General features: G+C 64.1%; 18 protein-coding genes. 6 read left to right on the top strand and 12 right to left on the bottom strand.

Annotated features, from left to right (window positions below):
* Positions 1-29 precede the first annotated feature (29 nt).
* Genes HPY44_13230 through HPY44_13220 form a run of 3 tightly spaced genes read right to left on the bottom strand, consistent with a single transcriptional unit; the run spans position 30 to position 3,283 of the window.
* Positions 30-881 carry a class II fructose-bisphosphate aldolase gene (locus tag HPY44_13230; protein ID NSW56967.1) on the bottom strand — a complete coding sequence of 284 codons (852 nt, stop codon included), beginning with the start codon at positions 879-881 and terminating at the stop codon, positions 30-32.
* Positions 856-1,833 (bottom strand): hypothetical protein, encoded by a 978-nt coding sequence (locus HPY44_13225; GenBank protein NSW56966.1) that lies wholly within the window; start codon positions 1,831-1,833, stop codon positions 856-858. The genes HPY44_13230 and HPY44_13225 overlap by 26 nt, the downstream gene beginning before the upstream one ends.
* Before the next feature lie 10 nt (positions 1,834-1,843).
* Complete coding sequence (locus HPY44_13220) at positions 1,844-3,283, bottom strand: hypothetical protein (GenBank protein NSW56965.1); 1,440 nt, start codon at positions 3,281-3,283, stop codon at positions 1,844-1,846.
* Between the two features lie 234 nt (positions 3,284-3,517).
* Here HPY44_13220 and HPY44_13215 point away from each other — a divergent pair, with 234 nt between their 5' ends.
* Positions 3,518-5,956, top strand: coding sequence for a hypothetical protein (locus HPY44_13215; protein ID NSW56964.1), 2,439 nt, complete (start codon positions 3,518-3,520; stop codon positions 5,954-5,956).
* A 24-nt stretch (positions 5,957-5,980) separates the two neighbouring features.
* Complete coding sequence (locus tag HPY44_13210) at positions 5,981-7,435, top strand: radical SAM protein (GenBank protein ID NSW56963.1); 1,455 nt, start codon at positions 5,981-5,983, stop codon at positions 7,433-7,435.
* 3 nt (positions 7,436-7,438) lie between these two features.
* On the opposite strand, the gene HPY44_13205 is transcribed toward HPY44_13210, so the two are convergent.
* The 4 genes from HPY44_13205 to HPY44_13190 all read right to left on the bottom strand — a co-directional run bounded on the left by HPY44_13205 (position 7,439) and on the right by HPY44_13190 (position 12,328).
* On the bottom strand, positions 7,439-8,545 hold the full coding sequence (locus tag HPY44_13205; protein ID NSW56962.1) for a Gfo/Idh/MocA family oxidoreductase: 1,107 nt from the start codon (positions 8,543-8,545) through the stop codon (positions 7,439-7,441).
* Positions 8,546-8,696: 151 nt separating this feature from the next.
* A complete protein-coding gene (gene rfbB, locus HPY44_13200; GenBank protein ID NSW56961.1) occupies positions 8,697-9,695 on the bottom strand; it encodes a dTDP-glucose 4,6-dehydratase in 999 nt (332 codons plus the stop codon).
* Positions 9,696-9,705: 10 nt separating this feature from the next.
* Positions 9,706-11,109 carry a bifunctional UDP-N-acetylglucosamine diphosphorylase/glucosamine-1-phosphate N-acetyltransferase GlmU gene (gene glmU, locus HPY44_13195; protein NSW56960.1) on the bottom strand — a complete coding sequence of 468 codons (1,404 nt, stop codon included), beginning with the start codon at positions 11,107-11,109 and terminating at the stop codon, positions 9,706-9,708.
* 109 nt (positions 11,110-11,218) lie between these two features.
* Positions 11,219-12,328, bottom strand: coding sequence for a DUF3179 domain-containing protein (locus tag HPY44_13190; protein NSW56959.1), 1,110 nt, complete (start codon positions 12,326-12,328; stop codon positions 11,219-11,221).
* A 160-nt stretch (positions 12,329-12,488) separates the two neighbouring features.
* Here HPY44_13190 and HPY44_13185 point away from each other — a divergent pair, with 160 nt between their 5' ends.
* The 3 genes from HPY44_13185 to HPY44_13175 all read left to right on the top strand — a co-directional run bounded on the left by HPY44_13185 (position 12,489) and on the right by HPY44_13175 (position 17,191).
* Positions 12,489-15,713, top strand: a complete 3,225-nt coding sequence (locus tag HPY44_13185) for a hypothetical protein (protein ID NSW56958.1) — start codon at positions 12,489-12,491, stop codon at positions 15,711-15,713.
* Between the two features lie 103 nt (positions 15,714-15,816).
* Positions 15,817-16,707, top strand: a complete 891-nt coding sequence (locus tag HPY44_13180; GenBank protein NSW56957.1) for an Ig-like domain-containing protein — start codon at positions 15,817-15,819, stop codon at positions 16,705-16,707.
* A gap of 34 nt (positions 16,708-16,741) precedes the next feature.
* Complete coding sequence (locus HPY44_13175; protein NSW56956.1) at positions 16,742-17,191, top strand: response regulator; 450 nt, start codon at positions 16,742-16,744, stop codon at positions 17,189-17,191.
* Here HPY44_13175 and HPY44_13170 read toward each other — a convergent pair.
* The 5 genes from HPY44_13170 to HPY44_13150 form a co-directional block, all read right to left on the bottom strand.
* Positions 17,185-18,162, bottom strand: a complete 978-nt coding sequence (locus tag HPY44_13170; GenBank protein NSW56955.1) for an alpha-ketoacid dehydrogenase subunit beta — start codon at positions 18,160-18,162, stop codon at positions 17,185-17,187. The genes HPY44_13175 and HPY44_13170 overlap by 7 nt on opposite strands.
* 35 nt (positions 18,163-18,197) lie before the next feature.
* The gene (locus HPY44_13165) at positions 18,198-19,124 is read right to left on the bottom strand and encodes a thiamine pyrophosphate-dependent dehydrogenase E1 component subunit alpha (GenBank protein NSW56954.1); all 927 of its coding nucleotides are present in this window, start codon (positions 19,122-19,124) and stop codon (positions 18,198-18,200) included.
* A 38-nt stretch (positions 19,125-19,162) separates the two neighbouring features.
* On the bottom strand, positions 19,163-20,080 hold the full coding sequence (locus tag HPY44_13160; GenBank protein NSW56953.1) for a hypothetical protein: 918 nt from the start codon (positions 20,078-20,080) through the stop codon (positions 19,163-19,165).
* On the bottom strand, positions 20,077-21,300 hold the full coding sequence (locus tag HPY44_13155) for a beta-ketoacyl-[acyl-carrier-protein] synthase family protein (protein ID NSW56952.1): 1,224 nt from the start codon (positions 21,298-21,300) through the stop codon (positions 20,077-20,079). The genes HPY44_13160 and HPY44_13155 overlap by 4 nt, the downstream gene beginning before the upstream one ends.
* Before the next feature lie 237 nt (positions 21,301-21,537).
* Positions 21,538-22,893, bottom strand: coding sequence for a polysaccharide deacetylase family protein (locus HPY44_13150; protein ID NSW56951.1), 1,356 nt, complete (start codon positions 22,891-22,893; stop codon positions 21,538-21,540).
* 620 nt (positions 22,894-23,513) lie between these two features.
* Between HPY44_13150 and HPY44_13145 the strand changes: the two genes are divergently transcribed.
* Complete coding sequence (locus HPY44_13145; GenBank protein NSW56950.1) at positions 23,514-24,071, top strand: sigma-70 family RNA polymerase sigma factor; 558 nt, start codon at positions 23,514-23,516, stop codon at positions 24,069-24,071.
* Positions 24,072-24,129: the final 58 nt, after the last annotated feature.

Below are 24,129 nucleotides of genomic sequence, written 5' to 3'. Positions count from 1 at the left end.
CTGCCGCGGAGTGCACCGCGAAAGCGCACTCACAAGACTTTGCCGCACGCCCCGAACACGTCCAGGTACCGCAGCGAAAGCTCCCGGTAACTGGCTTTGATCGCCTTGCAGAAGTCGAAATACCCCGTTGTGTCGTCTCTACCCAGCTCCCGCAGCCTCGCCGCCGTCTGCACCAGGAGGTCTGTGGAGATGTTGACCTTCGCAATCCCCTCCGCAATGGCGTCTCGGAATTGCTCATCCGAGCAGCCCGTGCCACCGTGGAGCACCAGGGGCAGCGGAAGCCTGGCGTTCAGTGTGGCCAGCAGTTCCATGTCGATCTCCGGATCGCCCGCATACAGCCCATGGGCGGTGCCGATGGCGATGGCGAGGCAGTCCACACCGGTCTCTTCCACAAACCGCGCGGCGTCGTCGGGGTCTGTGAAGCCCTCCCGCTGTGCACCGAAGGACTGGTAGTCCCTCCCGAGGCCCACGTGTCCGAGTTCGGCCTCCACTCCCGCGCCGGCCTTGCGCGCGGCCTCGATGACTTGCCGGGTGCTCGCGATGTTGCCTTCCAGGGGCAGCTTCGAACCGTCGAACATCACGTCCGTGAAGCCGCAGTCCAGGGCCTCGAGACATTCCGGCACCGAGCGCCCGTGGTCCAGCATGAGCGAGACTGGCACGGGGCTTGCTTTGGCGCGTTCCTTGACATACTCCACGAGTGGGCGGCCATCCGGGTGTTCCAGCGCGCCTCCGTAGATGCCGATGATTACGGGCGCGGATTGCTCCTCGGCGGCGGCAAGGATTCCCTCCACCGCGAACCCGTCGAATGCACCGAAAAGCGGGACAGCGAAATGCTCCTTGCTTGCGCGTCTGAGTTCATTGACGATTGAGACCAGCGGCATCTGTTGCTCCAATCCGTGATAGAAAATGAATGCTGCGTTGTCGCAGAAAGTCGAGGGCGTCCTCTATACACGGGATACCCGCGCGTCCTCCGAGTTTCGTGCACTTGCTCGCGGAGACGGCAGTGGCGAAAACAGCGACGTCCCGCAGGTTCCAGCCTTGTAAGAGCCCCACGAGATATGCTCCATGGAACACGTCGCCGGCGCCGGTCGTGTCCACCACGTCCACCTCGAAGGCGGGGGTGTGGAATTGTTCGTCGGCCGTGAAAGTGTACGCGCCTTCTTCGCCCCGGGTCTCCACCACGATCCGCGGACCGTGCTCCAGCGCCCTGGGCCCCGCGATCCAAATGTCCTCCTCGCCCGAGAGTGATTGGCAGAACCCGGCGCCGCAGATCAGTATATCGACGTGGGAAATCAGCTCAACCAGAGTCTGCGGCAGGGGATGGCCGTCGGAGCGCCGCCCGTCCAGACACACCAGCCCTCCGGCCTCGTGCACCCACATGGCCGCCTGTCGCGCGCAGTCCTCGTGGTATCCGTCGAGGTGCAGGTACCGGGCAGCCTGAATGTACTCGCGATCCAGTGCCTCCACCGGCAGCTTGGCCTCGCCGAGGCGCTTCAGTCCGCTGAAAACGCGCTCGCCAGTGCCCTCCTGGACGTAGACGCAGATAATCTGGTCTTCCGGCACTCCCGTTTCCACGATTCGGCTGATGTCCACTCCGGCATCTGCCAGGAATCGGGCCTTGAGTTCGCCCGCGATATCATTGCCCTTCGTACCGACGTACCCCACGCGCGCGCCCAGCTTCGCTGCGGCAACACATGCGGTCGCCACTGGTCCTCCGCCATCCAGCCCGAAATCCGCGAGCCTGCCGGGCCTCTCCCAGGTGGGCATGTCGCCGACGCGCAGGAGCACATCCAGCGTGGACATTCCCACACCCACAATGTCGCACTTTGCCATGCTCCGCTCCTTACTCCACCACGACAGGCTGGATGTCCATGAACTGGCATGCCTGCCGCAGTGGTTCGGTCTGGTCCCCGTGGATCATGCTGGCGTGGTGTATGAACCCTTCCTCCACCAGCGTGCGGTACAGCGCCGCGTGGTCGCGCACTTCCACCCAGGCCCAGGTGCCTGCGAGGGTCTCCGGGGACGCCTGGATCTCGCCGCGTGCGATGAGCATTTTCCATGCGCCGTCATACTCGGCCAACCGGCAGAAGGTGACCGGACCGGGCTTGACCTGGAACTGGTATAGCCCTGCCTGCGGGTCTTCCGGGTCCGGCGGGAGTTCGCCTTTCATGTCCTTGCGGGAGCGCAGCGCAACAGACGCCGGATCCGCCGCAAGGCATACGGGTGCGTTCCCGCAGTGCCACGCCAGTAGCTGATTCGGGTTGTCCCGGTGCTGGATGGTCCAGTCCACGAAGTGGGGGAGACTGTCGCCCAGCGCCGCCCCATACTGGGCGAGCATGGACAGCGCTCCGAGAATGTCCGCCTCGCACGCGGTCAGCATGTGCCGGTCGGTGAGCCGTCCGAACAGCGCGCACAAGGAAATGCCCAGTTCTCGCTGAATACTGGGCCAGCATTGCATTGACAGCGCCGATAGTCCGTGCTTTGACCAGAAGCCGGCCAGCGCTGCCTCAAGCTTCGCGGCGTTGAGGAGGTATCGCTCGTCGACGGTGATGGTCGGCACGCTGGCTCGGATGGCGGCCATGATCTCAAGGACCTGCGGATCAGCGTCGCTCATCCCGCGGACTTCATACAGGATGTCGTCGAGATTGGCGAAGATCACGTTCTGCCCGAATTTCCGCGCCATCGCCACTTCGTCGTAAGCAACGGTCTCGAAGGTCGGCGGGCGCACCCCGATCTGACCGATGCGCGCGTTCCGCAGGCTCTTAACCGCAGACACTGCCGCCGCGAAATCCCCGAGTTCCTTCGCGAACTGCGGCTCGTCCGGAAAGAGCACCCCGGCGAAGCGAAAGGGGATTCTCCTGCGGTGCAGCCCGGCGGCGATGGACAGGGTGCCGCAGTACGAGTCCGAAACTCGCGCCATTCCGGGCAGTGTGGATGCCGGGGGCTCCTTTGTTGCGTAAAGCATGAGCGGGACGCCCAGCTTTTCGGCGATCTTGCTGGTGGAGCGCTCGTCCCCGAAGTCAGTGGGGCAGACGACCACCGCATCCACACCTTCCGCGGCGAAATACGCGGCGACGATCTCTGCCTCGTCCAGGTCATGCACCGCGCCGAACTGGGTGCATCCGGCCGGCGCCTGCCCTGAATCGTCCAGTCTGCCTGGTGAGATCACCTCCACCCCCGGAAGTGCGGACAGCGCCCGCATGCTCTCATCGCGCATGCGCTGGGTCCACTCAGTCCAGCGGTTCCGATACGACGGCACAAATCCCAGCTTCACAGCGTCCATGAATCAGGTCTCCTCGATAGTGGGCAAGCCGGAAGCCCCGTGGGCCCCGACGGTAGTCCCGATGGCGCGTAGGTCTTTCGCCGGACGGCACGACTACACCTTGGCGCCCTGGGGTGCAGATCGTCTGTATGGGGCGTGCCAAACCATCCGCCGCAGGCTATGCCCGTTTGCGGCCTGCAGGTCTGCCCTACCTGCGCGGCGCATGAATCGCTAGCCGACCTGAAGGAGCTTCCCATGCACGTGCATCTCTACTTTGCCCTGATGCTCGCTTTTGTCTCATCGTCCGTCTTCGCCCACTGGGAAGATCACGCTGAACAGCCGGCGTGGGCTCGGCGCGGCTATTGCCAGTGGGGCCACGGTGCGAACATTGACGGCCGCATCAAGTGGACGGAAAATGGTGGCTTCGGCGTGGATGTTCCGAATATCAGGCTGCTCCTCTACTGCGGCCGGAACCTGATGCAGACCATCAGCTACCTGGATGACGAGGCCCAGCTCATCGGCGAGACTGCGGGGGTCATCCGCCAGCCGTACATCTGCAGCAAGACCATCTGGTGGCGCACCGAGTTTCCCAAAGCGCCGCAACTTGAGAACTGCACCATCCTCAAGCCGGATGGCACCCGGGTCTTGCTCTACAGCAACCCCGAGCGCTACGGCGGCTGCTACTCCAGTCCCATCTGGCTGGAGTATATGAAAGAGCGTGTAGACCGCCTCATGTCCAGGCCCGGCGGGAAGATCGGCTCGATCTTCTTCGACAACTGCATGAACTATGACTGCCACTGCGCCGACTGCCGATCGGGCTTTCGCGACTATACTCGCAACAAGTTCGGCGTCGAGATGGACCTCTCGCACCCGGAGGCCTTCCCCAACCTGCGTTTCGCCAAAGCCTGCTATGACGCGGACACTGCGGTCCGGTTCTTCCGGGAGATCAAGCGCTACCTGGACGAGAACTACGGTCCGGGGATACTCATCTCGCCGAACATCGGCGTGGGGTATGGCTGGAGCAGTTATCTCGTGAACAAGGGCGCAACCGATCTGGTGTTCATCGAGGAAGGCTTTACTTTCCCGCCCACGGATAGCACAGTGCTCAAGTATAAGCTGGGCCTTGCCGCATCTCACGGCAAGACCACGGGCCAGCTTCTCGGCCTGTCGCAAACACTGCGCCGCTCACGCGCTCTGGCTCTGGACAAGAGCAATGAGATGGGCATCCTCGAGTCCTTCGTCTATCCCGAGGAGCACAAGCTGGCCCTTGCCGAAGCCATGGCGACCGGCGGCACCTGCTGCGTCTCCTTCGCCCTGCGTGAGCAAAAGATCACCGCCAATGACGAGCCGTACCAGGTGCAGAACCGGGAGGCGATCCACCAGTACGTACAGTTCCACCAGCGCCACATGCCCCTCTTCGACCTGCCCCAACCCGGCGCAAAGGTGGCCGTGGTTCATGCGATTATCACGGAGATGGGCCTGCGCAGCACCCGGCATGCCCTGGCGCAGACCACCCGTGCCCTGCAGCATTGTGGAATCCCATACGAGGTGCTCATCGAGGAGGACCTGACGCCTGAGCAGCTCGCCCGGTACCGCCTCGTGTTCATGCCAGAGGTCCGCTGCCTGAGTGGGGAACGGTGCGATGCCGTGGAATCGTGGGTCGCCGGCGGCGGAACACTGGTGCAGGTCGGCTCGCTTGCGCAGGCGGATGAGCTGAACCTGCCACATGCCGACCCTCCGGGGATCAGCACCCTCGTCCCGGGTGAGCCCGTCGCTTTCGGCGAAGGCTGGGCCTGGCGACCTGACGGGCCCCTGGATGACGTTGCGCCGGCAGAACTCCTCGCCGACCTGGCCCGCATGGCCGGGCCGCTGGAGCACGTCTCCCGTGGTGGGGGAACGCCGTCTGACGGCAAGGTCTTCTGTAACCTGCTCACCAGCCGTGACGGCCGCACGCGCATGGTGCATCTGACCAACTCCGACTTCACCTATGACACCCCGAAGTCTTCGGACATCGGCGATGACGATGGTCTCCCCGAAGCCCGCACCTTCCTGTCAAGTACGAAGGCGCGTATCCGCAAGACGCTTCTCACGCCGGACCCGCAGGCCGCTGCGGGCCTGAGCCTCAAGTTCTTCGCGGCGACCTGCGGCATCGCCACGGACGCCTTCTCGCTTTTGGTGACCCTCAACGGCCGGGAGATCGGATCTCTTCCCGGCTCGCAACTCAATGGGGCGGGGTGGTTCCAGCTTCCGGTGCCCGACGGACTGCTGAAGCCTGAGAACGAGGTGATCTTCCGGGCCACCGGCGCACCCAACGGCCACCCGGATTGGGTGGCGATCCGGGTGGATACATCCGCCAGAACCCGCCGCACCTCGTGGTCCAATGACGGCGGCGCGACGTGGACCGAAGAGGATATCTCGTTGGACTCCGGAACCCAGCAGGGCGAAGCCATGGTGCGCCTTGGGTTGCCGGAAGACCCCGACCGCGTAGCGACCGCTGCCGACTTCATGGGAAAGTTGCGTGTGAACCCCGCTCGGGACATCGAGGTCTGGCTGGATGAGGGAGATGCGCCGCGGACAGGCATCTTCCGCACACCCGAGGGCTTGGAGTTGACTATTCGGCCCCAACTGCGCGACGGTATTGCAGTCTACCGGGTGCCCGAAGTGCCTATCTACGGGCTGCTGATTGTGGGGTAGATCATCACATGGGGAAGCGATTTCATGAAGTTCCCTGAACTCGCGGCTCAACACGCCGCGCGACTGGATTCCCTCGCCCGGGAGCCCCGGTGGCAGGCGCTGATCTCCGGCGGCGCGGTGGAGGCTGCCCGCGAGAACATGATCGTGCCCTCGCGGCCTGTGAATGTGTTCAAGCTGCCGGTGGAGCAACTCCAGCGAATCAATGAACCGCGCGTGCGAGCGCTGATCGAGTGCGGCGAGCGCGACGAAGATCGGCTCCTGGAGGCCCTGGGAGAGTGGCCGGAACAATGGCCGGCCGATGTGCCTGTGCGTCTCTCCTTCGTGGGCATGAACCTTGATTTCGCCTGTGACATGTCACCCCGGTGCATCTACTGCAACCAGCGCCCGGTTCAACGCCGCATGACGCCGGAGCATTGGCTGTCCCTTGTGCGCAGTGTGATACCGGAGGAGGGTGACGGCCCGTATCTGTTCATCACCGGGGGCGAGCCGTTGCTCGAGGGCGAGGTCTTGTGGGGGGCTCAGGGGATCATCCGCGCGGCAACCTCGGCCGGGGCCGCCTGCAATGTGAACACGAATGCCTTGCGACTCATGCCCGAGGTCTCCCTGCAGCTCATCTCCTCGGGGCTGAGTCGTCTGCACGTGTCTCTCGACAGCCACCTGCCCGAAGTGCAGGACGCGATCTACGGTTGCTCAGGGCGCTGGGCCGCGGTTGTCAGGGGCATCCACAATCTGCAGCTTGCCAAGCGCCTGCTCGGCGCACAGCACCCTGTGGTCCACATAAACTGCGTGCTCACCCGGCTCAATGCTCCGGACTTCCCCGCTTTCCTGCGTTTCCTTCTGGGCATGAAACTGGCGGGCTCCGGCCCCGAAGCGCGTGACTTCGACCTGCACCTGATCCCCGTGGGCGGGGAGAACAATCAGCACTTGCGCCTGACCGCCGACGAGTACGAAGAGTTCTTCACCGAGACGTGGGATGCGGCGAACGCTGTCTGGGAAGAGTTCCAGAGGGACTGGGGGATACCCGACGACCAGCGCGGGCCGATCCACGCGAAGGTGCCCTATATGAGCCCCTTCCACCGGGTTCAGCATAGCGGCGACCTGCGCGCGTGGGCCGAACAGGCGGCCACCGGTCGTCCGGCGGCGCTGTCGGCGACCCGGCGTTGCTACGTGGGCCCGACACAGGCTTTCATACTGCCCGACGGCGCCCAGTACTGGTGCGGGGGGCATGCCACCTGCCGGCCTGAACCGGTCGGCAATGTGCTGGAAGCCTCGGCACAGGAGAACATCGCGCGGAACATCGGCCAGATGCGCGAGCTGCCTGGAACTCAGTGCGTTTCCTGCCCCGGGGCGACCCAGGCCATCAACCAGTCCGTGGAGAACGCCCTGCGCGAATTGATCCGCTCGTGGCTCAAACCGCCCTCTGATGAGCCAGAGCCTCAGACGGCCGCGCCTGACCCCGATTCAAGTGCCTTCGAGTAGCTTTTACCACTGCCGCGAGTCCGGCACTTCCAGCCACGCCGACCCGTGGGTGATCGATTCCTGGCTCACCAGGCCCGGGAGCGTGTAGTCCATGGCGATATCGATCCCGATGGGCGGCTCGCCGCGGCTCAGGATGGCGTCCACGAACTCCGCGACCTCCCAGTAATCCCCGCCCCAGTGCCCGGACTTCAGCGCCTCTTCCGGCGGGTTGAGCCACTTTTCGGGCAGGTGGTCCTGCTCAAGCTCCGACAGATCGTGCCAGGCCGGTTCATCGCCATGCAGGCTGCGCAGCCAGATCTTGTGCTGATCCGCAGGTCCACGGGGCGCCTCGTAGCACCCGTCGGTGCCCTGAAGCGAGTAGTATGTCATGCAGTGCGGACGATTGGAGAGCATGTCCACGCGGATATCCACCAGCCCCCCGCCGGACAGTCTGCAGAGCATGGTGATACTGTCCTCGTTCTCGTACTCATCGCCCCGCGGATCCCGGTAATGGTGGCCCGTTCCAGCGCACGACAGGCTGACCACGCGCTCGCCGAACCACTGGAGCACCGGTCCCAGGCTGTGTGTCGGATAGGTGCAGCCATTTATCCCCGTCTGCCACTTGCGCCGCCACTTCGTGATCTCGTTGAGCCCCTTGAGTTCGTGGATATACGCCCCCTCGCCGAAGTACAGGTCGCCGAAAAGACCTTTGCGGGCGAGTTCGCGCACCAGTACATTGGTGCGGATGTATGTATAGTTCTCGGCCATCATGTACTTTGCCGAACTGCACCGGGCGGCGCCCACAAGCTGCCGCGCCTCCTCCATGTTCACCGCCGCGGGCACCTCGCACATCACGTGGATGCCGCGCTCAAGGGCCGCGATGCTCTGGGGTGCATGCAGGGGCATGGGCGTACCCACAACCACCATGTCCAGCCCCGCCTCATCCAACATGGTCTCATAGTCGGTGTAGACCCTTTCCACACCCTGCTCGGACGCCTGCGCGCGCAGGCCATCCTCATTGAGATCACACAGGGCATGCAGACAGGTGGCGGGATTAGCATGGAACGCGGAGAAGAAGCTGCGCCCGCGTCCGACGGAACCGACAACACCGACTTTGAGCTGTGTGGGCATGGGTGGACCTCGGGAGCAATCGGGTATCAGGTCTGTGCGCCTAGGCCGACCGTTCCGGTCGGCGCCACGTCCGGCAAGACGTGCGCATTGGGGAACAGGCATCGCCTCCGGGTGAGGCTCGGTGTCGGATGCCAGTCCCCCAATTCGCCCTTCATTCCCTCCCCGCGTACCACTTCCGGTGGAAATCCTCGCCCCGTGCAACCGCACGCTCCAGCCAGTCAATATGCTCCGCGTACCACCGCACCGTGGCCCGCAGGCCCTCTTCCCACGGGACCTGAGCCGTCCACCCGAGCCCCGCGATCTTGTCTCCGTTCAGCGGGTACCGCGGGTCATGCCCCGGTCTGTCCTCAACGTGGCGGATCAGGCTTTCCGGCTTGCCGAGCTCGTCCAGTATCACCCGGATGGTGTCCATGTTGTGCCGCTCATTGTAGCCGGGGATGTTATACGCCTCGCCGGGAATCCCGCGGTCCAGCACGGCATCGATGGCCCGGCAGTGGTCGCTTATATGGAGCCAGTCGCGCATCTGCATGCCGTCACCGTAGACGGGAAGCGGCTCGTCTCGCAGGGCTTTCCAGGTGAACAGTGGCACCAGTTTCTCGGGGAATTGCCGCGGGCCGTAGTTGTTGGATGGCCGCGTGATAAGCACCGGCAGGCCGTAGGTGACGAAGTACGCGTGGGCCATGCGGTCGGCCCCGGCTTTCGCAGCGCTGTACGGGTTGCGCGGGTTCAGGGCATCGTATTCCACGAACCGCCCCTGCATCCGGCTGCCGTAGACTTCATCGGTGGAAACATACAGGAAGCGCTCCACACCCATGCGCCGCGCCGCTTCGAGCATGGTGAAGGTGCCCATGAAATTGGTGCGCGCGGCTTCTTCCGCCGACAGAATGCTGCGGTCCACATGAGACTCGGCGGCGGCGTGGATGACCACATCGGCTTCCTCGCAGGCCAGCTCGGCCGTCTTTACATCGCAGACATCGCCGCGCATGAAGCGGAAACGTGGGCATTCCCGGGCCTGCGCGAGATTCTCCTCGCTGCCCGCGTACGTGAGGATGTCAAGCACCGTGACCTCTGCGTCCGGGCGGGTGGCCAGGAGATGGTCCACGAGATTAGAGCCGATGAAACCCGCGCCGCCGGTGACGAGATACCGCATCGTGCTCTCCTCAGCTCTCAGGCTCTTGCTCTTCATCCTGCGGCCGCAATGCCGGGTGCGTCCAGTTTTCCTTGTTCGACTGCCGGCCGCGCGCGATGCCAAGGCCTCCGGGCGGAACATCATCTGTGATGACCGAGCCAGCGGCCACGAAGGCCCCCTCGCCGATGTTCACCGGCGCGATCAGTACCGAGTCGCTGCCGATGAACGCGTTCTCCTCGATGACCGTGTGGTGCTTGTTCACGCCGTCGAAGTTGCAGGTGATCGTTCCTGCGCCGATGTTCACCCCGGCTTTGATCTCCGCATCGCCAAGGTAGCCGAAGTGCAGGTTCTTCACGCCGGGTCCCAGCTTTCCGCGCACCACTTCCACAAAGCTGCCCACGTGGGATCCAGTGCCCACCTCCGAATTGCTGCGAATGTTGCAGTATGGGCCAACGATGCAGTGGTCGGCGATGACGCTGTCTGTAACCACCGCCCCCTGGAAGACCTTGACCCCGTTGCCCAGTTTGCAGTCGCGAAGTTGGGCGTACGGGCCGATCTCGCAGTCTTCGCCGATCACCGTGTCGCCCAGGAGCAGTACACCGGGGCCGATGATGGTGTCGCGGCCTGCTCGAACGCCCTCATCTGCATACACGGTGGCTGGGTCCATGAGGGTCACGCCGGACTCCAGGAGAGCCATGCGCGCGCGGTCGCGGGCGATCTGTTCGGCCTGCGCCAGTTGTTCGCGGGTATTGATTCCGATAACTTCCCGGGAGTTTTCCGCGAGGACAGCCGTGACCACGTCGCCACCCGCAACCAGGCGCGCGATGACATCGGGCAGGTAGTACTCGCCCTGCACATTGTCGGGCTTGACCTGGTGGAGTTCCTCGAAAGCGCGGCGCGCGTCGAAGCAGTAGATACCCGCATTGATCTCCTGGATCTGCCGGATTTCGTCAGTGGCGTCGCGATGTTCGACGATTGCCCTGACGCGGCCATCCCGGGAGCGCACAATGCGGCCATACCCGGTGGGGTCGGCCATGTTCGCGGTGAGGATCGTCGCGGTGGCCCTGCGCGCGCGGTGGGCATCTACCAGGCGCTGGAGCGTGGCCCGGCTCACCAGTGGGATATCCGCGCAGGTGACCAGCATGGTGCCCTCAAAGTCACGCAGGAGCTCCTCAGCGCAAAGCGCAGCATGGCCGGTGCCCAGCGGTTCTTCCTGGACCGCGAACTCCAGGCGGCGATCGCGCAGCACCTCGTAGATCTGCTCCCGTCCGCTGCCCACGACAATGACAATGCGGTCTGGTTCGAGGGCTTCCAGCGGCGCCAGCACATGGTCCATCAACGTGCGCCCGCACAGGCGCTGCAAAGGCTTGGGGAACTTGGAGTTGAAGCGCTTACCTTCCCCGGCGGCAAGCACGACGCAGGCAAGAGCAGCCAATTCCAACGACCTCTTTCTGTCCTGTTGGGGTTCCCTCCACGCAGTCCGCGCACAGGGGTGTCCACTGTCTTGAACCCTTTGCGCCTCGCGCGGGGTTCCTGGCAACGGCTCAGTGAATCCGGAACACCTGGGTGTTCGGGTACGCGGCCACCCAGGCGAACCAATAGCACGTGAATTGGGCTGAATCAGCCGACGACGGAAGAGAGGCAGCGAACTGCCGGGAGCCCGGTCGCGGATCCCAGGTAATCTTGGGCCGCAGGCTGCCCACCGCTGCCCGGAACTCGCGCCGGTCGCCCGACGCTGGGGGAATGAAAGCGACTTCCACCTTCCCCGTGCGCACCCCAAGAACCAGTGTTTTCGGCGGTATGCCGCGCAGCGCTGACTTATCTGCGATAGGTACCAGCGTCTCATCCTCTGCAAGCGCCGCATAGGGGTCCAGACCGTAAGGCCTGCTGAGCCCGGTGTTTCGCGACAACACCAGGGTCTTGCGGTGCATCCGCCGCCAGTGCGCCCAGGTGGTGCGGGTGACCTGGACGTGCAGCAGGCGCGCCCCTGTCTCGGTGCCTTGCCCGCTCACGCACAGTCCGGTGATGGGGTGCCAAAGGCGGCGCTCGTTGCGGTCGTAGATGAGTGCCGCGCCACGCCAGGCCTTGCCGGAAATGCCGAAGAGGATGCTTTCTTCATTGCCCTTGCGCGAGAACCCCAGCGCCGCACCACTCACCGGGTCGTACATTATCCCCACCGAACGCCCGTCGATGGTGTCATTCACAAGCTGATGCCAGACCAGGACCGAGAGAGGAAGACAATGTGCTTCCCCCCCGGAACTAATCCCAATAATCTCATCCAGCGGGCCAAGCCATGAGACCTCATCGCCCGGTATGTAGCAGGGTGCGTCGATCGCCGGGATGTCATCCACTCCCGGCGGCATGTCCAGGATCTCGCCGGGCCGTGCCAGGCACTTGCGCACGTCGAAGAAGGGGGTGGGATCGTAGCGCGAGGCCGGTAGCCAACCGTTCAAGGGCTTGTCGGCGATCGGGCGCCAGGGGTCTTCGGCTACCGCTGCAGGCGCGGGCACGGTCACAGGAGCTGCGACCTGCGGCGCGGTCTCATCCAGAATCCCTGCGGCCCGGCCCACCCACGCAAGCACCAGGGCAAGCGTGAACAAAGCGCCCGACACTCCCCACAGCCAGTCTGTGTGCGGCTTGATCGTCGCCTTCACCCGCCCGGGCCTTCCCTTGCATCGTCACGGCTGCACAATGGTGGATATTCAGCGAGGAAACATCGGTGTCCTTCTCACAGGCAGGGCAGAAAGACAAGTCGGGCGAAGTACCCCGACGGACCAGTCGGCTTTACCCTGCTGCCCCTAACCGGGAGGCCCCATGATGACCTGCCCATCTGTGTTTCTGCTCGCTCTGCTGGTGATCCTGCTGCCGGCCTCGCAATGTGCGGGCGAGCCATCCGAACCCTGGGACGGTCCCGCGCCCGAGGACATGCGACCGGTGACAGTGCGCTGGGAGGACCCCGGGCAATCCGAGGTCTTCATCGTGGAGGGAGAACGCTACCAGGCGCGGGTGTCGACGTGGCCCGCGCGCCTGCTGACCCTCAAGGTGGATGGTCGGGACCTCCTCGGGCCGGACGGGATGAGCGTCTCGGTGGTCGGGAGGGATGGTCAGCGTTACTCAGTGGCCCCGCGCGATGTTGTCCCGCCCTGGCAGACCTGGCAGGGGCAGGACTACAAGCCCGCCAATAGCTCCCGCGCACGCATGAACGTCTGGAGTGCCGGGCCACACTACTGGGATGCGCATCTCATCGACATCCCCCTGATGAGCCAGGAGCAATTGGGGAAGCTGACAACCAGCCCCGGCCGCCCGGCTCTCGCATCCTGGGACTTCGGCGATGGTCTCCAGGGCTGGCAGGCCCTGCATAGTTCGGAAATGACCCACGACCCGGAAGGCTTCGCCCGCATGACCATCTCAGGCGAAGACCCCTATGTCATGGCGCCGGAAGTCCATATCCCCGGGCAGGTTGAGGTCTCCCTGCGTATGAGGAGCCGACATGGAGGCGGCGCGGCGGTCTACTGGTACTGCAAAGGCGAGCCGGGCTTCTCGGGCGGGCATGTGCGCACCTTCGGCACCGTGGGCGACGGCGAGTGGCACGTCTACAAGGTATCTCTGGATGTCCACGAAGTCCTGGCCGGTCTGCGGCTGGACCCGCCGGGCTCGGATGGCGTCGTCGACGTGGACTGGGTGCGCATCGACCGCCTGGAGCCACCGGATAATACGCTCCAGCCAATCCGGGGCCACCTGGTCTTCCACGCCCAGCCCGAGCAGTTACGCGTGGAACTTCGCATCGACGAGGAAGCGGACCAACGGGTTCCGGCACAGGCAATCGTGAACGCGCCGGGCGCTTCCGCGGAGCCTGCCGACTTTTCCGGGCGCATTCTCCTGAACCTGGGCGGCGGGCATCCCATGGCCGCGCTCCTGTGCCCTGCGGGTTCCACCCTGGACCCCGCCACGGGCACCATCTCCACCGGCTTTCCTGCCGGCGCGCGCTCGGTCTGCTGGGTGCTGAAGTTCCCCTCGCAGCGGCAGATTCTGGCCGACCTCTTTCGCGATGACCTGGATCCGCTCCCGCTGGCCGCCTTCGAAGTGACCGACGGCTACGCCCTGGGTTATGACTACAACGCCGGCCTTTACTCCTTCCTCACCTCTGCGAGCAGGGGGGCTTTCAGCTTCGAAGCCTCCTACAAGAACCCTTCGCGTCGGATCGAGACAGGCGTCGGGGTTGCAAATGACCAGTATCCCCGGCGCATCCTGTGCAAGTTCATCACGGGAGTGGGCAATCTCGAGGCGGCCGTGGTGACTGACCGCTTCGGCTTCCCCCTGCCCACCCCCGCTTTCGTGTGCAAGAATTTCGGCGGCGAGCGAGAGGAGCCCGATGATTCGGCCTTCGGCGACAGTTATGTCCCCCTGAACCTCGCGCCCGGTGAACAGCGGGAGTTCCAGATTCTGCATCTGCTCCAGGACTGGGGCAATCACCCGCTGAAACAGGTCTCGTCGATCCGTTTCTTCCACATCTACTGGCACCTGTCCACGGGCGCGCACGAGACCACGTGCTTCACCCACAACTGGATGCGCCACGGCAGCGGGATTTTCCAGATACCCGACTTTCGCCCCATGAGCGGCGAAATGTGGGCCGGGCAGCCCCAGCACGGAGTTGGCCAGTGGCCGGGATTCTTGCAGTACAACAGCGGCGATGTGAAGCTGGTCTACGAGCGCACCATTTTCCAGTCCATCAGCCCCACTCTCGCCCGGTTTTCCATGCTGTATCACACCTCCGATAATGCCGCCACGGGCCGCGTGGATGTCATGGAAGTGCCGCAGCGCGACGAACTGCGCACCTTCCTCAACTTCCGCTATGACTGGCATGCCCCGGCCGTCATCGAAGGCGATGCGCGCCTGAACTTCCGCTGGTTCAATGTCAACGAACGCCAGGGCGCCGAAAGCCTAATCTGGACCGATGCCGCGGGCAACTGGCAATCGAAGGCAGTCTCCGGCGACGAGCCCGAGCTGTTGGGAGAATTGCTCACCGGTGACTGCCCGGTAGTCGCGGCACACGGCGGGGGAGAGGGCGAGGACTACCACTCGCTGGTGCTCGTGCGCGGCTTCAAGGCGCGTCTCGGCGGCGTGGACATGGACCGCACCGCAGCCTCAGCAGTGCTTTCGGAGCGGAACGGCGACTACTGGTTCACCGTGCCCCGGGAGAAGCTGGAACTACAGCCGGGCGACTTCGTGGAAGCCCAGGTGATGGTTATGCCCCACGGGGATCCCGTTCCGCCGCTGGTCAAGCCGAAGCGCGAGCGAGAACGATTCGGCAACCCCGGAGCCACCATCGAGGTGAAGGTGGGGGAGAAGCTGGCGGACTTCCCGGCAACAATGCGGGCGGTGGATGAGACCGCCCAATTCGCCCTGCGCGGCGGGTTCGACCTCATGCCGGTCATTGTTGAGGGCTTCGAAGGATACGGCGTCCCGCTCTTGTGGCGCGACGGCGTCTGGCAGGACCAGCAGGTCCACGGTGGCGATGGGTATCAGGTGGAGCCCGACGGCAAGGGCGGGTACCGGTTCCTGTTCGCCTACCCGACGCGCAAGGGACAGGAACAGAACTTGTCTGTCACTCGCGCATGGTGCGCGACGGGGATATCCCGCGTTCATGACCACAACGGCATGCTCGCAATGCAGGCCCCCTCCGCCGGCGACTGGACCGTGAAGGCACCGTGCCTCCTGGCGCCGGGAACAAACCGCTGCGCCGCCGAGTCTCCATTCGTGGCGTTCAGTGGAAATGCTGTATCCGTCCGTCAGGTGCCGGTTTCGGTTGCCTGCAAGCCGGGACAGCCTGCGGATGTGACCATCGCGAGATGGAGCCCCGAAATGAAGGAACTCAGTAAGCGTGGAGGCGAGGTGGATATCTCCTTTCACCAGCTCCTTCCCGGCGCGCGGTACGAGCTGACCGTGGACGGAGCACCGCGCGAGACAAGCGTAAGTGGCGAGTCGCTATCGGTCACGCTGCCCGCCGGAGACGGGACGGTCACGCTGCGCAGGCTGTGACCGGCCCTGCCGGTTCTTGTCAGAACGCCGATCATTGCGCTAAACTGGACGCGTGCACGGGGCCGCGAACGTCGGCCTTGGTGCCATTTCTGGAGGCGAAACGTTGACACGCACGCAGCTTGGGCTCATCATCGCAGCATCGATCGCAGTGCCACTCATCTGGGGTTGCGGCGGCGGAGGTGACGCTACCCCGCTCACCTCAATCACCGTCTCGCCCGACATGTTCACCGCGCGCGTCGGAGACGAAGTCTACCTCACGGCCAGCGGCAAGTATGCGAACAATACCGAGCGCTACATAACCCGACAGGTTGCCTGGAACTCCAGCGCACCTGGCACTGCCACCGTGAGCAACCTGGGGCTGTTCAGCGCGCTGTCGCCCGGACCGGTGGACATCTCGGCAAGCCTTGCGGGTATTAGCAGCAATGTTGCGCGGGTCACCATCGTCCCGGTTCCTGCCCTACCCAGCGCCTCATACATGCCGCTGGCGCTGAACAACCAGTGGAGTTACACCGGCACCGCGGTGACGACCGGCGTTGCCAATACTACTCAGACCACCACTCTGACCGTCCTTGTCAGTGGTCAGGTGGTCCGAGATGGAACCGTCTGGTATGAGTTGATCGCTCGCGGCACAACTGGTGCCGCGCCGAACCATGTCTACTGGCGGCACGATCCGGAAGGCCTGGTGCGGTGGGATGCAAACGGCACCCTGCCCGTCAAGTTCCTGGATGCTCACCCGCAGGCAGGCATGAAATGGGCCGACCCGGAGGACCCGGCGATTACCTTCGAAGTGGTCTCAACCACAGAGCAGGTCATCGTTCCTGCCGGCACTTACGACAACTGCGTGCGCATTCTCGAGACCGACACCTACTGGGATCCGCCTGACTACAAGCATGCTTGGTTCAAAGCCGGCGTGGGGCTCGTGCAGACCCGTCACTACGCGGGACAGGACCTGGTGAGTGAACAGCGGCTGAAAAGGGTAGACTGGGGTTTGTGAGTCTCGTGCGCTAACCAACGCAGAGGTGCCTCGGATGGGCTCCGAGGTGATCTATGGCCAGGGGGAACGGCGTATGGCCGGCGAGATGCGAAGCGGCCAGAAGATACTCATCATTGACGACAACGAGGCAGTAGTAACAACCCTCAGAGTCTTGCTTGAGCGCGAAGGCTTCGAAGTCGTCTCGGGCTGCACTTGCCGCGAGGGTATGTTACTGGCGGCCGAGAACTCGCCCGATATTATCTTGCTTGACTGGATTCTCCCTGACGGCGAGGGACCAACCCTCATCAGCACCCTCAAGGAACTCTGCAGCGCGCCATGCATCATGATCACGGCGCAGGATACTCATCGCCATTGCGTGGAAGCTCTGGAGGCGGGCTGCGACGACTTCGTCTCAAAGCCCATCCGGCCCCATGAGTTGCTCTTGAGGGTCAACCGTCTGCTGAAGATACGATACGGGGACAGCGAAGCGAAGGGCGGTCAGTAGCGGACTACGGCGGCTGCCGCACGCGCGATGTCCTGCCAGTCAGGCACCGCGACTGCTTCCAGCACCGGACTGGCGGGCATTGGGATGTCCAGCGAAGCCACTCTTTTCGGCGGAGCCTCCAGCACATCGTAGCACTCCTCGATGATCCGCGCGATGATCTCCGCGCACACGCCGCCAGTCATGCAGCCCTCCTCGACCACCACCACGCGCCCGGATGCCGACACCTGATCCACAACCGTCTCCATGTCCAGCGGTGCAAGTGTCCGCAAGTCCACCACTGCGGCCTCGACCCCGTGTTTCGCCAGTGCTTCCGATGCTTTCAATGCCTCCTCGGTCATGCGTGAGTATGCCACAAGAGTGACATCATCGCCCTCGCGCACCACTTTGGCCTCGCCCAGGGGAACGGTGAACTCCTCTTGCGGCACCTCGCCCCTGCGGCCGTAGAGGATCTTGCTTTCCAGAAAGATGACGGGATCATTGCAGCGGATCGCGCTCTTGAGCATTCCGCAGGCGTCCGCCGGGGTCGCCGGAGCAGCCACAACCAGGCCGGGTGTGGATATCAGCCAGCGTTCCAACGACTGGGAGTGGGTGGGTCCGTAGCCCCGACCGGCCCCGGAGGGCGTTCTGAGCACGAGCGGGATGCGCGCCTGGTCGCCGAACTGGTAGCGGAACTTGGCCGCATGGTTCGCGAGCTGGTCCATGGCCAGCGTGATGAAGTCCATGAACATAATCTCGACAACAGGACGCAACCCAGTCAGCGCGGCACCGATCGCAACGCCCACGAAGCCGCCTTCGGAGATCGGTGTGTTGCGCACACGCTCAGGCCCGAACTGGTCGACGATGCCTTCGGTGAGCTTGAACGCTCCGCCATATTCCGCGATGTCCTCCCCCAGCAGGATCACGGAAGAATCCCGATGCATTTCTTCTTCGATGGCCCGGCGGATTGCGTGTGAGTAGAACAGCTCGGGCATGGTTTCCTCGCGCTCGGAAGGCGCCTGCGATTGTGTCAGTCGAAATCCGCGAACAGGCCCTGAGAGACGGTCACGGGATCGGGCTCCGGAGACTTTCGGGCATAGTCCAGTGCCTGCTCAATCTCCTCGGTCGCCATCTGCCGCAGCTCACGCAGACGTGCCTCGTCGGCCACTCCCATCTGTAGCAGGCGCTCGCCCATAAGGCCGATCGGGTCGCGCGAAGCCCAGTGCGCTTCTTCCTCGTCGCTGCGGTACTCGCATCGGTCGCTCTTGGAGTGGCCGCACATGCGATAGGTCATGGCTTCCACTAATGTGGCGCCATTGCCCGACCGTGCCGGGGCGACCGCCGCTTCGACGCGACTGCGCAGGTCGAAGTAATCATTGCCGTCGGCGGTGTCTGTGGCTACCCCAAATCCCTCGACACGCCGTGCAACACTGGGCTCACGGAATGCCTGGACAGTGGGGGTGCTCATGGCGTACTGGTTATTTTCGCACAGGTAGATGATGGGCAGCTCCCACGTTGCCCCCATGTTCAGGGCTTCGTAGAAAGCTCCCTGACCGGTGGCGCCGTCGCCGAAGAAGCAGAGCACGACCTTCCCGGTCCCGAGAAGCTTCTGGCTTAGCGCGGCGCCGGTGGCGATGGGCGTCATGCCCCCGGTAATTCCGTTCGAGCCCAGGAAACCCACGGAGAAATCGGCCATGTGCTGGCTGCCGCCGCGTCCGCCGGAATACCCGGTGGACTTGCCGAACAGTTCAGCCATGATCCGCGCCGGATCGCCACCTCGAGCGATGAAGTGCCCATGACCCCGGTGATTGCTGGTTACCAGGTCGCCCGGTTCCAATGCCGCCACCGCACCCACTGCACACGCCTCTTGCCCCAGGCAGAAGTGGGAGGTGCCGCTGATCACGCCCGACCCGAAAAGGCCGTCCAGTGCCTCCTCGAATGCGCGGATCAGAAGCATCTGGCGGTAGTGCTCGAGCAGTTCGTGAGCGGGGTAGGTCACGGTTCTCTCCGTAACACCGCTTCGGCGAAGCGGCCCGATTCGTCTACGAGGGTGGCCAGAGCCTCCGCAGCGGGCCCTGCCTGCACCAGGGCTGAGGCGACGCGCAGCGCGAACTCCGCGCCGAAAGCATGCCCCCAGAGTGCGTCTCCGGTTGGCCACTGGTCTGCCGGTCCGGTTCTTCGCCCAGTATTCACCTGAGTCAGTTCTGCCAACACCGGCGCGCCGCGCTCTTCGGCCGCGGCCATCGACTCCAGCACCAGCAGGCAGCAGCCCTCTCCCGGGACAATCCCTCCGGACAGTCTGCCGGCGTCCAGAGCGCGCAATAGCGGCGCGCTCAGGGCATCTACGCCTCCCGCCAGCATGACCTCAGCGCGGCGGTGGCGCACCAGGTCGAAGGCGTATTGGATAGCTGTCGCAGAACTCGTGTCCCCGGTGCAGAACACCGACGCCGGTCCGCTGGTGCCATATTCGATGGCCGCCAGGCTGGCTGGAGAGTTGACAAAGGCGTGGGTGAAGATCATGGGGGACGCGAACCGCACGCCTTTGCTCTGCACCCGCGCGGTCACGTTCATCAGCGAGTCCAGGCAGCCGAAAGCCGTGCCAATCGCCAGTCCGCAGGCGGCGGAGCGGACGGTGTCGTCGTCCAGGCCCGCGTCCTCGATAGCCAGGGCGCATGCGGCCAGGAGCAGTTCCGAACATCGATCCAGATAGGTCTTTTCGCTCTCCAGGTAGTCCTCCACAGCGAAATCCAGGCACTCGGCGACCAGCGGAATGTTCGCGAAGTCGCCTTCAATGCGCTCAATTGGGCGCCGGCCGTCGCGACCCGCCGCCACGCCACTCGCGAAGTCCTCGCGGCCTATTCCCACCGCGCAGACGGGTGCGATGCCGGTGACGGCCACAGGGAGCGTTGTCATTGGGCATCCCCTCCCTGTTCGGACAGCGCGCGGAAGACCACGCAGGAGTTGTGCCCGCCGATACCGGCGCTGATGCTGGCTGCGCACGAGATGGGCAGCCTCTTTGACCGGTTCACCACAAAGTCGAGATCCATGTCGGGGTCCGCTGCACCGTCGTTCATAGTTGGGGGCACCGTTCCAGTCTGGATCGCCTTCACAGTGGCCACCGCCTCTACCGATCCCGCCGCTCCCATGAGGTGCCCGATGGCGCCCTTGATCGAACTCACCGCGATCTCATAAGCGTGATGGCCCAGTACGGTCTTGATGGCGTGGGTCTCCTCCGGGTCGTGGTACTCAGTGCCGGTCCCGTGGGCGTTGATGTAGTCAATCTGAGATGGCTCTATCCCGGCATCATCGAGGGCCGCGGCCAAGACCCTGATCATCCCGCGCCCGCCGGGGTCGGGAGCGGTGAGGTGGTAAGCGTTGTTGTTTTCTGCCCAGCCCAGCACTTCCGCATAGATCCGCGCCCCTCGTCTGCGCGCATGCTCGAGTTCTTCCAGGACGAGCACGCCAGATCCCTCGCCGAACAACGTACCGCTGCGATTGGCGCTGAAGGGTAGGATATCCGCTGCGGTCATGGTGCGCAGCACGCTGAGACCCGCGAGATGTGTGGGGGCCAGCGAGTCGTGGCCGCCGCAGAGCATCACATCCGCGCGTCCATAGCGGATGGCGTCCAGTCCCAGCCCCACTGATGCCGAACCTGAGGCGCAGGCCATCGAGATCAGCATCCCGGGCCCGGTGAGCCCGTAGGCGGACTCCAGCAGGGCGAGGGCATCGTCGAACCGGGCGCGGCCAAACAGCTTCGCGTCCGGCTCACCCGCCAAGAACCCCGCCGCATACTCCTCCCAGGCATTGGAGCCACCAAAATTGGTTGCCACGCATGCGCCCGCCCTCCCCGGCAATGGACAGGGGAGGCCTGCGTCAAGGACTGCTTCGCGCGCGGCAGTCAGGAGGAACTGCACTCCGCGGTCGGGCGGAGCGTCCAGACCGAAGGAATCGGGGGAGAAGGACCAGTCATCCACCTGCCCGGCGTTTTCGTTGCGCAGGCCAGTGGGGTCGAACAGCGTGATGCGTCGGATGGCTCGCTGATTGGCAATCAGGCCGCTCCAGCTTGTCTCGACGTCACCGCCCAAAGGCGTGACCGCCCCAAGGCCCGTGACTACAGCGCGGCGCGTGGACATGACATTCTCCGCTGACGGAACGATTCGGAACCATGCCGCCGTTTATTGTCGGGCAATTCCGGGCTCACGGGGAGTCTGACGTTCGGGCCCGTGATTTGCTCAGTCATGCTCTGATCTTCTCCCGTCCAGCTCCAGCTCGATACGGAACGAGCCGCGCTTCAGTGCGCGGCCCGTTCACATTGCCCCTGTTTTGCCCAGGCTGAGACTCTAACAAGGCCGCAGTATAGCCGCGTGCGGCTACTCTGTCAAACGCAAACGCGAGCGCTGCGCTACGGCCTGCTCAGGAGACAGCTTACTCATCGCTCCGTTGACCGCCACCCGGGATAGCGGCACCGGTTGCAGTCCTCTGGCACGCACGCGCTCGATGATCATCGGCAGCGCCAGGACGCTTTTCATGTCGCCCTGATGCATGAGAATGATATCCCCGGCACCCAGTTCGTGGGTGGCGTGGTACGCGATCGCCGTCGGCTCCGGCTTGGCCCAGTCCCCGGTGTTGTGGGTCCAAAGCGCGGTCGCAAGGCCCAGGCTCTCGGCGATACTCAGGGCATCGGCGGTGTAGTCACCCCCGGGTGGCCGCATGAACTGCATTTGCCGTCCTGTGAGCGCGCCGACGATCCGCGAGCAGCCCCGCAGTTCCGCGTAGACTTCCTCGGGCGACAGAGAGGAAAACCGCTTGTGGGAGTACGTATGATTGCCCAGTTCGTGGCCTTCGTTGGCGATCTCGCGAATAAGCCCGGGAAACTCCTCGGCTTTTTCGCCGACGACAAAGAACGTGGCCTTTACGTTCTCGCGCCGCAGGACTTCCAGAAAAAGCGGGGTGATCAGCGGATGAGGCCCGTCGTCGATCGTGAGCGCTACCTGGGGGCCGTTCGGGGACCCACCCATCGCCACTCTCACCTGGCTCTGCCGCCACGGATTGCCGTGGAGCGCACTCTGCCCTTCAGTCACCATCCCACGCCATTGGTCCGCAAGACGGTGGACGCTGTAGGCGGTGCGGGGCATGTTCTGTGCGGCCTCAGACCAGTCCGGAGCGTGCCGCGTGAAAACCGGGTCGTAACGCACCGCGCTGAGCCTGCAGAGGAACTCGCGGTCGGTCAGGCCGCCGTTGACCCAACGCCTGTACTGACTCCTTTCAGCTGCCACAGAGAAAACCGGCCGGTGCCATTCGAGCCCATCTTCCCCCAATTCCGGAACGACGGCCCAGAAGTCCGCATGCTCAAGTTGCGAGGGCACCGAGAAGGCGGCGCCCAGAGCAAGAACAGCGTCCCGTTCCGTCTGGGCTACCGAGAACAATCGGCTCTGGGCATCACCCGCCTGAACCTTGATCAGCGCCACTGGAACCACGCCTGGGCGCGCGATGGCAACTCGTAGAATGCGCTCGCTCAGACCGGCCTTCTGCAGGGCCGCCAGAAGCGCGTTCTCATCATGAACACTCATTCCCTTGAGTGCCGACCCTCCGTCGGTCAGAGCGCGCGTCAGCGAAGTGGGGGGCAAGAGAGCGGCGTGGAGTGCCAGGTGGGAGGGAGGCCCGGGTGCACCGGATACTGCGATCGGCGCCAGGAGCACTATCGCTCCGATCAGCATAGTCGCCATCGTGTTATTTCGTGGGTACCTGCGCATAATGCGGTGGTGTATGCTGTGGGCAGATATTGTGGTGGTGTGCCGAAGGGCATTATACCGACCCAGGGCACGGTCGTCGAGTATCTTGGTTGTCTGCGACCCAGGAGCATCAGTCTTGTGGGATGCTTGCCGGCCGGGGCCGAATTCGCGCTCGGCATGCCATTCGCCATGAGCCGCTGGCGCACAGCCCGCGGAGCGCAGGGAAGACAATAGCCGGGGGCGGGGGAATCCCCCGGATTGCCGCCCCGCGATGCCCCTTGAGCCGCTCAAGATGGGCGACAGGCCATTCCTCGCACATCGGGGCCGACCGCCCCTTCGGAGCTTGCGGCACAGTCGCGCGGCCGGAATCCCCCGGCTTCGAACCGGCGTTATTCCACCGAGAGCCCAACAACACACGGCACGGCACGCATCCCACAGAATCGACGCTCCTTATCTGCGACCAATTGTAGTAGACAGCATCCGACCCTTTGGGTATACTCAATCTCAGAGGATTCTCGGGAGACGTACTTCACGGATTGGGAAGTACGACTCCAGGTAGTTGTGCCGCATGTGCTATAATTACGCCTAGCCTTAGGGGACAAGGTGGAACCAGCATGTCTGCGAGGGTGTTTGTAGGCGGGAACGGGTCGGTGGGTGACGGCATCATTGATGCCGGCCGGATCCGCGACCCCGGCTGTCCCGACGCTTACCTTGTGCACGCCGCGCAGCTTGGGAACGGGGAAGCCTTCGGCGTCCTGGTAGAGAGATACCACCGGCAGGTCTATGGGATCGTCTACCGGATGTGCGGGGCGGCCGAAGCTGAAGACCTCACCCAGGACATCTTTGTCCGTGCGTTGCAGGCGCTCCGCGGGTTCAAGTATCAGGGGCAGGCGAGTTTCCGGACGTGGCTGTACCGGATTGCCGTGAACGCCAGCATCAATGAGTTACGCCGGCGCAAGCGTCGCCGGGCTGTGATTGGCCCGTCCCTTGATGAGATGATCGAGACGGACGGCGGGGCAGTAGCGAGGTCAGTGCCGGATGAATCGAGAAGGCCTGAAGATGTACTTGAGCGCAAGGAGGAGCGGGACGCAGTCCACGCCGTCCGTATGCCGGGCATGTTCATGATCTCGGAGGTGGAAGTCCTCTACGGTATCGGAGACCGTAACCGTTAAGCGAAGGCAAGGGCGTCGCCGCGAGGCGGGGTCTGAAAGAAGCCTTAGCCACAGCCAC

This window comes from Armatimonadota bacterium, assembly GCA_013314775.1.
Taxonomy (GTDB): domain Bacteria; phylum Armatimonadota; class Zipacnadia; order Zipacnadales; family JABUFB01; genus JABUFB01.
The sequence above is the reverse complement of the archived record's forward strand: the minus strand, read 5'-3'. Positions and strand labels throughout refer to the sequence as shown.

Coding starts and splice junctions, on each gene's coding strand:
- HPY44_13155 (NSW56952.1), bottom strand. CDS start 21,300: ATGTCCACGCGCCGCGCTGTAGTCACGGGCCTTGGGGCGGTCACGCCT.
- HPY44_13165 (NSW56954.1), bottom strand. CDS start 19,124: ATGCTTCTGATCCGCGCATTCGAGGAGGCACTGGACGGCCTTTTCGGG.
- HPY44_13175 (NSW56956.1), top strand. CDS start 16,742: ATGGGCTCCGAGGTGATCTATGGCCAGGGGGAACGGCGTATGGCCGGC.
- HPY44_13220 (NSW56965.1), bottom strand. CDS start 3,283: ATGGACGCTGTGAAGCTGGGATTTGTGCCGTCGTATCGGAACCGCTGG.
- HPY44_13145 (NSW56950.1), top strand. CDS start 23,514: ATGTCTGCGAGGGTGTTTGTAGGCGGGAACGGGTCGGTGGGTGACGGC.
- HPY44_13215 (NSW56964.1), top strand. CDS start 3,518: ATGCACGTGCATCTCTACTTTGCCCTGATGCTCGCTTTTGTCTCATCG.
- HPY44_13160 (NSW56953.1), bottom strand. CDS start 20,080: ATGACAACGCTCCCTGTGGCCGTCACCGGCATCGCACCCGTCTGCGCG.
- rfbB (NSW56961.1), bottom strand. CDS start 9,695: ATGCGGTATCTCGTCACCGGCGGCGCGGGTTTCATCGGCTCTAATCTC.
- HPY44_13225 (NSW56966.1), bottom strand. CDS start 1,833: ATGGCAAAGTGCGACATTGTGGGTGTGGGAATGTCCACGCTGGATGTG.
- HPY44_13230 (NSW56967.1), bottom strand. CDS start 881: ATGCCGCTGGTCTCAATCGTCAATGAACTCAGACGCGCAAGCAAGGAG.
- HPY44_13170 (NSW56955.1), bottom strand. CDS start 18,162: ATGCCCGAGCTGTTCTACTCACACGCAATCCGCCGGGCCATCGAAGAA.
- HPY44_13210 (NSW56963.1), top strand. CDS start 5,981: ATGAAGTTCCCTGAACTCGCGGCTCAACACGCCGCGCGACTGGATTCC.
- HPY44_13150 (NSW56951.1), bottom strand. CDS start 22,893: ATGGCGACTATGCTGATCGGAGCGATAGTGCTCCTGGCGCCGATCGCA.
- HPY44_13205 (NSW56962.1), bottom strand. CDS start 8,545: ATGCCCACACAGCTCAAAGTCGGTGTTGTCGGTTCCGTCGGACGCGGG.
- HPY44_13185 (NSW56958.1), top strand. CDS start 12,489: ATGATGACCTGCCCATCTGTGTTTCTGCTCGCTCTGCTGGTGATCCTG.